This is a genomic window from Staphylococcus casei (genome assembly GCF_030294405.1).
In the GTDB taxonomy this organism is placed as follows: Bacteria; Bacillota; Bacilli; order Staphylococcales; family Staphylococcaceae; genus Staphylococcus; species Staphylococcus succinus.
Genome location: NZ_CP125718.1, coordinates 1,596,558 through 1,607,659, shown reverse-complemented (window position 1 = coordinate 1,607,659; position 11,102 = coordinate 1,596,558). Strand labels below are relative to the sequence as shown.

The window sequence follows — 11,102 nt, the reverse complement described above, 5'->3', positions numbered from 1 at the left end:
AATAAAAAGGATATATGATACTTTGAATTTCAGTTTATTATAATGTTGTAATATTTCATCATCTTTATGATTCAATTGCGCTATGCTACAGCGTTATTTTTGACTTGATGATAATGTGTGATAACAACTATTAAATGCTTTTGCAATTATTTCTTTATAATTAACGAAAAGCTAGCTTATTCATAGAAGAAAATAAAATATTTCTTCTAATTGAACTGTCCAATAAGAATAACTTATGTTAATATGAAAACGGTTACATATAATTGAGGTGATTTTAATGACTACTATTAGAGAAGTTGCACAATTGGCTGGTGTTTCTGTCGCAACTGTTTCTAGAGTGATAAATAATAATGGATATGTGAAGCATCAAACGAGACAACAGATTGAGCATGCAATAACTCAGTTGAACTATCAACCTAACGAAGCGGCACGAACCTTGTTTAAAAGAAAGTCTAAGATGATAGGTTTACTCTTACCAGATATAAGCAACCCATTTTTTACGTTAATTGCGCGTGGTGTCGAAGATATTGCTTTAGAACAAGGCTATCAAGTACTTATTGGTAACAGCGATAATGATGTTACCAAAGCAAGAGACTATTTATCTACGTTTATTTCACATAACTGTGTTGGAATGATTACAACCGTCATTGATGAGCACGTCGTAGAAAATATGCTGTCACAACAAGGTATTCCATTTGTATTTGTCGATCGTACGAACAATCAGCGTAGTGGTATTTCTACCAATCACTTTGAAGGGGGACAACGCCAAGCTGAATTAATATTAGAAGGGCACGGTAAACACATACTCATAGTGCACGCTGACTTAAATATTGACGCATTCAAAATGCGGGTTGAAGGAATTCAATCTATATTACAACGGCACGCTGTTTCATATCACTTTTGTAATACAGAACAGCTGGATGAAGAACGTCAATTTCTCAAGATGCTAAGTCAATACAAAATAGATAGTGTGATTTGTAGTAATGATTTGTTAGCAATTAAAATTCTAGGACTTATCCAGCAACATCAATTTAAAGTGCCTGATGATATTCAAATTGTGGGATATGATAATATACCATTTTCAGAAATGACTTATCCTCAAATTACGACGATAGATCAATCTGCTTATCAATTAGGTCAACTTGCAGTTTCGAAACTACTTAATGTATACGATGAAAGTAGTCATACTCAGTGTGATAGCGTGGCGTTAATAGTCAAGCGAAGGAAAAGTACTAGATTTTAATGCTCAATATGTAACGGGTTACATAAATGACGAGGAGTGAGGATATGTATAAGACAGGTATTTTAAATAGTGAAATTTCTAAATTACTGAGTGATTTAGGTCATACAGACCAAATTGTAATTGCTGATTGTGGTTTACCAGTGCCACAAGGTGTGAAAAAAATAGACCTCGCTTTGGAACTAGGGAAGCCATCCTTTTTAGAAGTTTTTAATGTGATAAAAGCACATATGAACATAGAAAATATGATAGTAGCTGAAGAAATGAAGACTGAAAACCATGTGTTATTTAAACAGTTATGTACTGCAAACATTGATATTGCTACACAAACGCACGAACAATTCAAAGCACAAAGTAAATATTCAAAGGCTGTTATACGCACAGGAGAAGCCAAGCCTTATGCCAATGTAATATTAACGAGCGGCGTTTTATTTTAAGGGGTGATTGAAATGATAACAATGAATCAAATTTATAAGTCGTTTGGAAATAACGATGTACTCAGGGGTGTTGATTTTGAGATTGCTGACGCTGAAGTACATGCTTTAATGGGTGAAAATGGTGCCGGTAAAAGTACCTTGATGAAAATACTTACTGGTGTGTATGAAGCAAAGAGCGGTTCTGTACTGTTGAATGATAAGCCGCTTCAGTTTAAAAATACAAAACATGCTGAACAACATGGTGTATCTTTTATCCAGCAAGAATTGAATATTTGGCCGAATTTAACAGTGTTAGAAAATTTGTTTTTAGGTAAAGAAGAGACTAAAGCATTAGGCATTATTGATAATAAATCAATGAGCAAACGTGCAAGGGCCATTTTTGAAAAACTTAATATAAACGTTGACTTACATCAATTGGCAGGCACCTTATCCGTAGGCATGCAGCAAATGTTAGAAATTAGTAAGGCCTTAATGCAGGAATCTAAAGTTATTATTATGGATGAACCTACTGCAGCTTTGACAAGTAGTGAAATTGAAGTGTTATTTCAACAAATTAGAAGATTGAAAAGTGAAGGTGTATCATTCGTATACATTTCGCATAGAATGGAAGAAATTTTTAATATCTCAGATCGTATTACAGTAATGAGAGATGGCCGCTCTATTTTGACGAAAGATACTAAACAAACATCAAATGCTCAAATTGTTAAGGCGATGATAGGTAGGGATTTAGATCACCAATATCCAGATAGAAATTATAAACAAGATGAAGTTGTCTTATCTGTAGAGCATCTAAATTCAACAGCACATAAGCTCGAGCATATTCAATTCGAATTACACAAAGGCGAGATACTTGGCTTTAGTGGATTGATGGGCGCTGGACGTTCTGAAATCATGCGTGTGTTATTTGGATTAGATAAAGGAGATATGCGAGTAACACTAAATGATAAAAAAGTGCAGATGCATAATCCTAATCAGGCTATTAAGCACGGGCTAGCATTTATAACAGAAAATAGAAAAGAAGAAGGTTTAGTGCTACAAGATACGATATTAGAAAATATATCTTTACCTGCTTTAAAAAGTTTCTCTAAATCTGGATTTATAACTCGGGTATCAATGGAACAATATACCGAACAAATGATTCAACGCTTAAATATAAAAGGTAAGAAAAATGATGTGTGTATAGATTTATCAGGTGGGAATCAACAAAAGGTAGTATTAGCGAAGTGGATAGCTACAGCACCACACGTGCTCATATTGGATGAACCGACAAGGGGCATAGACGTTGGAGCTAAAAGAGAAATTTACCAATTAATGAATGAACTTACTGAACGTGGCATGTCGATCATTATGATTTCATCAGAGCTTCCTGAAATTATAGGGATGAGTGACAGAGTAGCCGTGGTACATGAAGGTAGCATAGCAGGCATTTTAGATAAAGCAATGTTAACAGAAGAGCATATTATGACTTTAGCTACAGGAGGAAAAATATATGAAACAATCTAAGTTATCTTTTTCATATTTAGAAAAAATAATTCCTTTTATTGGATTAATCTTATTAGTGATTATTATAAGTGCTTTAAATAGCGCATTTTTAGAACCCTCTAACTTATTTAATTTATTAAGACAAGTGTCAATCAATGGACTGATTGCTTTTGGTATGACATTTGTCATTTTAACAGGAGGGATTGACCTATCTGTTGGTTCTACATTGGCGTTATCAAGTGCAATGATAGCAATATTAATGGTCTCAGGCGTGGACTCTATTGTGGCATTGTTAATAGGATGTATCTTTGGTGCCATTTTAGGGGCGATTAACGGCTTATTAATAACTTTAGGTAAGATGGCGCCTTTCATAGCAACTTTAGCCACTATGACTGTGTTTAGAGGCGTCACGCTAGTTATTACCGATGGCAATCCAATCACTAACTTAAATGGAAGTTACGCTTTTCAATTATTTGGGCGTGGTTATTTTTTAGGCGTGCCTGTTCCTGCTGTAACTATGTTCATTACCTTTGTCGTTTTATATATAGTATTGCATAAAACGATATTTGGACGACAAACCTATGCTATGGGTGGTAATGAAAAAGCGGCATTTATTTCCGGTATTAAGGTTAATAAATTGAAAGTGATGATTTATAGCTTAGCTGGGTTAATGTCAGCAATGGCTGGTGCGATACTCACATCACGATTAAACTCTGCACAACCAACTGCTGGAATGTCATATGAATTAGATGCAATTGCTGCGGTTGTATTAGGCGGCACTTCGTTGACGGGAGGTAAAGGGCGCATATTAGGTACTTTAATCGGTGTCTTAATTATCGGCGTATTAAATAATGGGTTAAATTTATTAGGTGTCTCTTCATTCTATCAACAAGTCGTTAAAGGTGTAGTCATTATCATTGCTGTACTGATTGATAGAAAGAATAAATAAGGGGGAGTCAGTATGAAAAAAATAATCGGAGCTTTTGTTATTTTGCTATTTTTAACAGGGTGTTCACTAGAATCCCCTTTAGAAAATAATAATAGTGGGAAATCACAGAAGAAAAAATCAGATGTAGTTATTGGTGTGAGCATTTCCACTTTAAATAATCCATTTTTTGTAAAGATTAAAGATGGTATTGAAAATGAAGCTAAAAAAGAAGGCGTAAAAGTGAAATTTGCTGACGCGCAAGATGATGCAGCTAAGCAAGCTAATGATATCGATGATTTAATACAGCAAAATGTAGATTACCTTATTGTAAATCCTGCAGATTCAGATGCCGTTTCTGGTAGTATACAAATTGCTAATGATCAAAATATCCCTGTGGTTACGCTTGATAGAGAAGTAGCAAAAGGCAAAGTAGCATCATTTATAGCTTCAGATAATATTAAAGGTGGAGAAATGGGAGGTCAACTTATTGTTGATCAATTTGGTAAACAGACTAAAGTAGCAGAATTAGAAGGCATACCAGGAGCAAGTGCTACTAGGGAAAGAGGTAAAGGATTCCATAATGTAGCCGATCAGTCATTGGATGTCGTTTCGAAACAAAGTGCGAAGTTTAATAGGACTGAAGGATTAAATGTTACGCAAAACATTATACAAGCACATCCAGATATTAAAGCCATCTTTGCGCAAAATGATGAAATGGCTCTAGGAGCAGTAGAAGCGGTAGGCAATAAAGATATTAAAGTTATCGGTTTTGATGGTAATGAAGATGCGCTAAAATCCGTAGATAATAAGCAACTGTATGCTACTGTTGCACAACAACCTAACTTAATGGGAGAAGCAAGTATTAAAACAGTTATGAAACTATTTAACGGCGAAGATGTTGAGAAAAAGCATAAAATCCCGTTAGAAATGAAGCGACAGCAGTAATAGTAATGCGAAATTGGTATATCATTATAATAACGTAAGTATGATAAAAGCCGGATTACAGTAGATATGTAATCCGGCTAATTTTATATTGATGAATCTGTTGACGATGCTTTAAAATGTTGACGGTCCTGTTGTTCTTTAGCATAACGTTCAGGATTTTTCTTATAAAAGTCTTGATGTTCTTCCTCAGCTTCATAAAATGTAGAAGCGGGTAATATCTTAGTTGCGATTGCTTTATCTCTATTTATAGTTTGCTTTAATTTTTCAACATAGTCTTCAGCAACTTCTTTTTGATCTGCGTTGGTATAGAAAATGGCAGTTTGATATTGCGCACCTCTGTCTTGAAATTGTCCACCTTCATCAGTAGGATCTATTACAGAAAAGAAAATTTCTAATAATTTATGATATGAGAACAATGCGACATCATACTCGATTTCAACTGTTTCAAAATGTCCAGTGTCGCCAGCTTTGACTTGTTCGTAAGTTGGATGGTCAACGTGGCCTCCCATATATCCAGAGGTTACTTTTTCAATTCCTTCGTATGTGTCAAAGGGTTTGACCATACACCAAAAGCAACCACCTGCGAAGTATGCTTTATTTATATTCATGTTTAACATCCTTTCTGTCTTTCTGTATTAGACCTTAGTACCATTTATTAAGAAATCACTTGATTTTTATTCACTTTTTATATAACTTAAGTATATGCTAATTATAGTACATAAATGTGCAATTTTGAAGATATAAGGTTGATACTAATGAATGAAGATAAACAAAACAACAATGAACACACAAGCAATGAGACGAATCAACGCCCTATGCGTAGGGTTAAGAAGAAGCGAATACGAAAGTTGCCTATTATTATTTTAATCTTAGTTATAATATTGGCGATAGTAATTGGCTATTCAGTTCACGGATATAACGCTGGAATTGATTATGCTAAAGACCACGGTAAGACACTGAAGCAACAAAAATTTAATGGTGCCGTTAAAAATGACGGTAAAATAACGATTATGGTGTTAGGTGCAGATAAAGAACAAGGTGGTATTTCTAGGACTGATTCTATTATGATCGCACAATATGATTATATTCATAAGAAAATGAAGATGATGTCTGTGATGCGTGATATTTATGCAGATATACCCGGTAATGGGCAACATAAGATTAATTCAGCCTATTCTATAGGTGGGCCAGAATTATTGAGACAGACTTTGAAGAAAAACCTAGGTATAGATCCTGAATACTATGCTATTTTAGATTTTACTGGTTTTGAAAAAATGATTGATGAATTAGAGCCTAATGGTGTACCAATAGATGTCGAAAAAGATATGTCTGAAAATATCGGTGTATCATTGAAAAAAGGTCATCATCGTTTAAATGGTAAAGAACTATTAGGATATGCTAGATTCAGACATGACCCTGAAGGTGACTTTGGTCGTGTACGGAGACAACAACAAGTGATGCAATCACTTAAGAAAGAACTTGTGAGTTTAGACACACTGCCTAAATTACCACGAGTTGCTGGTATTTTAAGAGGTTACTTAAATACCAACATGCCAGATTCTGCACTGATGCAGACAGGTTTAAACTTCGGTATTCGAGGCGATAAAGATATTGATTCTATAACATTACCTATCAAAGGCACGTATCAAGATATTCAAACGCCAGCCGATGGTAGTTCATTAGAAATCGATAAAGCTAAAAATAAAGAAGAAGTTAAAAAGTTTTTAAATGAATAAGGTAGCAGTAGCTATAAAAAGGAGTAACTCATTAATTGATGAGTTACTCCTTTTTGTTGTGTCTACCAAAGTGACTGTGACACATACAGTGTATTATTGATCTGACTTTCTCACACCAGCTACACCAAAATGCGTAGGTTTCATTTCTTCTATAACTACTTGGATAGCTTCTTTGTTAGCACCTGTGGTTTTTTCTACAGCTTGTGTAACCTCTGACACTAACGCTTTAAGTTGATCGTCAGAACGACCTTCTAATAATTGTACATTTACGATAGGCATATCTTATCCTCCTAAAACTATTTTTTAATATTATAGCATGAAAATTTAAAAAACTATAAAAAATCACGGGGTACGAACATTTGTTCTATTTAATTGAAAACGAACAAATGTTCGTATATAATGAAATTAGCACAAGGAGGTCATTTGATATGTATGATTATAAACGAGTGGAAGATAGAGATGTATTATGTATCGATCAAAAAAGCTTTTTTGCAAGCGTTTCGTGTATACAAAAGGGATTAGATCCAACGAAAGTAAAGTTAGCAGTAGTTGCAGATACAAAGAGACAAGGCTCAGTCGTTTTAGCAGCGACAGCGCCTTTAAAAGCTTTAGGTATTAAGACGGGGTCGAGACTATTTGAAATACCACATAGAAATGACATATATATCATTAACCCAAGTATGAGAAGATATTTAGAAATTTCAGTAGCAATCTCTAAGATTGCATTACGTTATGTACCACCAGAAGATTTACATCAATATAGTATCGATGAGTTTTTTATGGATGTGACAGATAGTTATCATAGATTTAGTAAGACACTACATGCTTTCTGTAAAAAATTACAACTTGAAATCAAAACGGAGACAGGTATCGATTGTTCTATTGGTATAGGCTCAAATATGTTACTAAGTAAGATAGCGATGGATATAGAGGCAAAACACACCTCAAGTTTAATTGCAGAGTGGCGCTATCAAGATATTCCAAGCAAGCTGTGGCCAATTCAACCCCTAAGTAAATTTTGGGGAATTAGTCAACGTACAGAAGCTAAATTAAATAAACGAGGCATTTTTACGATAGGCGATTTAGCAGTCTACCCACATGAGTATTTGAAAAAGGATTTGGGAATTATCGGCGTAGATTTACATTTGCATGCAAATGGTATAGATGAAAGTCGTGTAAGAGAGAAATGTAAGGTGATGAACCCATCTATTTGCAAGAGTCAAATACTGATGCGTGATTATCAATATAAAGAGATGAAGGTCGTCATGCGTGAATTAATTGAAGATGTTGCGAGTAGAGTTAGAGCAAGAAACCAATTAGCGAAGACGATTCATTTTTCAATTGGTTATAATGAGGAAGGCCATGTGAATAAACAGTATACATTAGAAAACCCAACGAACTTAGAAGATGATATCTTTAAAGTCATTGACTATTTTTTGGACAGGCTGTGTGATACTACAGCATTATTTAGAACAGTAAGTGTATCTTTAACACAATTTGTAGATGAGAACGATGCACAGTTAAACTTGTTTATAGATGAGTATGAAAAGAAGCGAAAAGAGCGGTTGGCTAAAACAATTGATGCATTACATCGTAAATTTGGTAAAGGTATTGTTTCTAAAGCTGTATCTTATACAGATGCTGGAACAAAAAATGGACGCTTAGGCTTAATGGCTGGTCATAAGATGTAGTAAGCGTGGTTACTTACATTTAGTTCATATCGATTTCCTCCAATAAACATGGTGTAAGCGCACACCTTTGTGAAGCGGATATAAAAATGAAGTATATAGATTATAAAAGGTATAAACATGCGGATATAAGTAATTAAATAAAGACAAGTACATTTCTATTATGCTGAATGTACTTGTCTTTATAATTTTAACCTATGGCATTTATAGTAAGGAAAAGTCATAGATTAATGTGCATATGCATAAAGGATGTTAAGCAATATAAGTGTCAAAATCACTTAAAGCTTCAGCGCCATCTTTACGATCTTCAGGGTTTTTAAAACTAATACGTAACGCACCATAAATATCTTCACGTACTTCTAATATTCTTAGGTTGCTTATAGAAATATTATGTAAACTTAGGATATTTGTAACTTTGCTAATCATACCTGGTTTATCTGGAATATCGACATATAGATCATACTCCACAGATAATGCGCCTTGTGATTTAAGGGGGAGTTCATCGCGATAAATTTTAGCATCATTAAAGAAATCATGTAAGTCGTCGGGACTATTCCGCTTAATGAGTGAAATCACATCTTCCATTTGATCTTTCCATTCATTTAAAATGGAGAGGATAACATTTTTATTTTCAATAGTGATGTCACGCCACATAATTGGATTACTGCTAGCTATTCTTGTGATATCTCTGAAACCACCAGCTGCTAATGTTTTAACAAGTTCAGAGTCCTGGACATGTTGAGCGTTTAAATGAACGAGACTCGAAGCTATAATATGTGGAACGTGACTCACAATACCAGTAACAAAGTCATGTTCATCAGCGGTTGTTGAAATGAATTTAGCATCAGTTGTCTTTAATAGATTTTGTATTTCCTCAAAGGCAGCGTCATTACGAGATTCATTATGTACTAAAATATAAAAAGCATTTTCAAATAAGTGTTTCTTAGCATTTAATACTCCAGACTTGTGACTACCTACCATAGGATGACCACCTATTAAATGTATATCATGGTCTAAAAGTAAAGGTTCATATTGTTGAATGGTAGATTTGGTGCTACCAGTATCAGTAATAATCACATGTTTCTTAGTATGATAGTTAGGTAATTCTTGTAAATATTTAATTGTTTGTTGTACGGGTGTCGCGTAAATGATAATATCCGCACTTTCAACGCTTGTCTTATAGTCTGATGATTGATCATCTATAATACCAATAGATAAAGCTTTATCTAATTGGGAAATATCTGCATCATAAGCAGTTATTGTAATATCATCATGGTAATATCTTAAGTTACTCGCTAAACTTCCGCCGATTAAACCTAAGCCAACGAAAAGAATGTTTTTCATAAAGCAAACCACCTCTATCAAATTTTCAGAATAGTAACATTGTATAGTAGCTTATGCTAATACGCAATATGTATCAATTTTAAAAAAGAAAAGTTAAAATAAAAATATAAATAGTAGGAGGGGATAGCATGACAGAATCTATTTTTAACACGATTCAACAATTAACTAGCATTAACAGTCCATCGGGAAATGCAGATAAAGCGATTGCCTATGTGAAAAATGAAGTAGAACAATTAGGGTTTGCTACTGAAACAACGCATAAGGGTGCATTGATTATTACTGTTAAAGGGCAGAATGATGAATCTTATAAGTGTATTACCGCACACGTAGATACATTAGGTGCAATGGTGAAAGAAATCAAAGCAGATGGCCGTTTAGCGTTAGATTTAATCGGGGGTTTTAGCTATAACGCGATAGAAGGTGAATATTGCGACATTGAAACATCATCAGGTCAAATATATACAGGAACGATATGTTTACATGAAACGAGTGTACATGTTTATCGTGGAAATGATAATGAACCTAGAGATATTGAACATATGGAAATTAGATTAGATGAAAAAGTAAATACTAAAGAGGAAACTGAAAGTTTAGGTATTGAAGTAGGAGACTTTATTAGTTTTGATCCTAGAACACAAGTGACATCTTCAGGCTTTATTAAGTCCCGTCATTTAGATGACAAAGCGAGTGTTGCAATGATTATTGAATTTTTAAGAACTGTGAGAAGCGAAGATATAACACTACCTCACACGACTCAATTTTATATATCTAACAATGAAGAAATTGGTTATGGTGCAAATGCATCTATTTCACCTAAAATCGTTGAGTTTATTGCATTTGATATGGGTGCATTGGGCGATGGACAAGCATCTGATGAATATACAGTTTCTATCTGTGCTAAAGATGGCTCAGGTCCTTACCATAAAGGACTGCGCGAACAACTTGTAAACCTGTGTAAAACAAATAAAATCCCATACAAAGTTGATATTTATCCATACTATAGTTCTGATGCTTCTGCTACACTAAAAGCAGGTGCTGACATTAGGCATGGTTTATTTGGTGCAGGTATTGAATCATCACATGCGTTAGAGCGCACGCATATTGATTCTTTAAAGGCAACGCAATCTTTACTTCATGCATATTGCTTAGCTCCAGTAAATATATAGTGAATGAGGACGTAAAGGAGATTTTTACGTCTTTCCCATTCATCGATATCATAAAAAGCGCAATCTTATTAGCACTAAGATTGCGCTCTTACTTATTATTATTTGAAGCAAGTAGCTTTTATACAAAATGAGGATG

11 protein-coding genes are annotated in these 11,102 nt (G+C 34.3%); 8 read left to right on the top strand and 3 right to left on the bottom strand.

From position 1 onward, the window contains the following. Positions 1–277: 277 nt before the first annotated feature. Genes QMO72_RS07850 through QMO72_RS07830 form a run of 5 tightly spaced genes read left to right on the top strand, consistent with a single transcriptional unit; the run spans position 278 to position 5,032 of the window. Positions 278–1,243 carry a LacI family DNA-binding transcriptional regulator gene (locus QMO72_RS07850; protein ID WP_103267343.1) on the top strand — a complete coding sequence of 322 codons (966 nt, stop codon included), beginning with the start codon at positions 278–280 and terminating at the stop codon, positions 1,241–1,243. A 44-nt stretch (positions 1,244–1,287) separates the two neighbouring features. Further along, a complete protein-coding gene (gene rbsD, locus QMO72_RS07845) occupies positions 1,288–1,677 on the top strand; it encodes a D-ribose pyranase (protein WP_103267342.1) in 390 nt (129 codons plus the stop codon). Positions 1,678–1,689: 12 nt separating this feature from the next. Next, the gene (locus QMO72_RS07840) at positions 1,690–3,180 is read left to right on the top strand and encodes a sugar ABC transporter ATP-binding protein (protein WP_103267341.1); all 1,491 of its coding nucleotides are present in this window, start codon (positions 1,690–1,692) and stop codon (positions 3,178–3,180) included. Beyond that, positions 3,167–4,108 carry an ABC transporter permease gene (locus QMO72_RS07835; protein ID WP_103267340.1) on the top strand — a complete coding sequence of 314 codons (942 nt, stop codon included), beginning with the start codon at positions 3,167–3,169 and terminating at the stop codon, positions 4,106–4,108. Before QMO72_RS07840 ends, QMO72_RS07835 begins: the two co-directional genes overlap by 14 nt. A gap of 12 nt (positions 4,109–4,120) precedes the next feature. Beyond that, positions 4,121–5,032 (top strand): substrate-binding domain-containing protein, encoded by a 912-nt coding sequence (locus QMO72_RS07830; RefSeq protein WP_103267339.1) that lies wholly within the window; start codon positions 4,121–4,123, stop codon positions 5,030–5,032. 83 nt (positions 5,033–5,115) lie between these two features. Here QMO72_RS07830 and msrA read toward each other — a convergent pair whose 3' ends face one another. Further along, positions 5,116–5,640, bottom strand: coding sequence for a peptide-methionine (S)-S-oxide reductase MsrA (gene msrA / locus QMO72_RS07825; RefSeq protein WP_103267338.1), 525 nt, complete (start codon positions 5,638–5,640; stop codon positions 5,116–5,118). Between the two features lie 147 nt (positions 5,641–5,787). On the opposite strand from msrA, the gene QMO72_RS07820 reads away from it, so the two are divergent. Next, positions 5,788–6,768, top strand: coding sequence for an LCP family protein (locus QMO72_RS07820; protein ID WP_103267337.1), 981 nt, complete (start codon positions 5,788–5,790; stop codon positions 6,766–6,768). A gap of 93 nt (positions 6,769–6,861) precedes the next feature. Here QMO72_RS07820 and thmT read toward each other — a convergent pair whose 3' ends face one another. Beyond that, on the bottom strand, positions 6,862–7,047 hold the full coding sequence (thmT, locus tag QMO72_RS07815) for a 2-hydroxymuconate tautomerase (RefSeq protein WP_069824153.1): 186 nt from the start codon (positions 7,045–7,047) through the stop codon (positions 6,862–6,864). A 149-nt stretch (positions 7,048–7,196) separates the two neighbouring features. On the opposite strand from thmT, the gene QMO72_RS07810 reads away from it, so the two are divergent. Beyond that, positions 7,197–8,459 carry a Y-family DNA polymerase gene (locus QMO72_RS07810; RefSeq protein ID WP_103267336.1) on the top strand — a complete coding sequence of 421 codons (1,263 nt, stop codon included), beginning with the start codon at positions 7,197–7,199 and terminating at the stop codon, positions 8,457–8,459. Positions 8,460–8,708: 249 nt separating this feature from the next. Here QMO72_RS07810 and QMO72_RS07805 read toward each other — a convergent pair whose 3' ends face one another. Continuing rightward, positions 8,709–9,800, bottom strand: a complete 1,092-nt coding sequence (locus tag QMO72_RS07805; protein WP_103267335.1) for a prephenate dehydrogenase — start codon at positions 9,798–9,800, stop codon at positions 8,709–8,711. Between the two features lie 128 nt (positions 9,801–9,928). On the opposite strand from QMO72_RS07805, the gene QMO72_RS07800 reads away from it, so the two are divergent. Then, positions 9,929–10,966, top strand: a complete 1,038-nt coding sequence (locus tag QMO72_RS07800; protein WP_103267334.1) for a M42 family metallopeptidase — start codon at positions 9,929–9,931, stop codon at positions 10,964–10,966. Positions 10,967–11,102 lie beyond the last annotated feature (136 nt).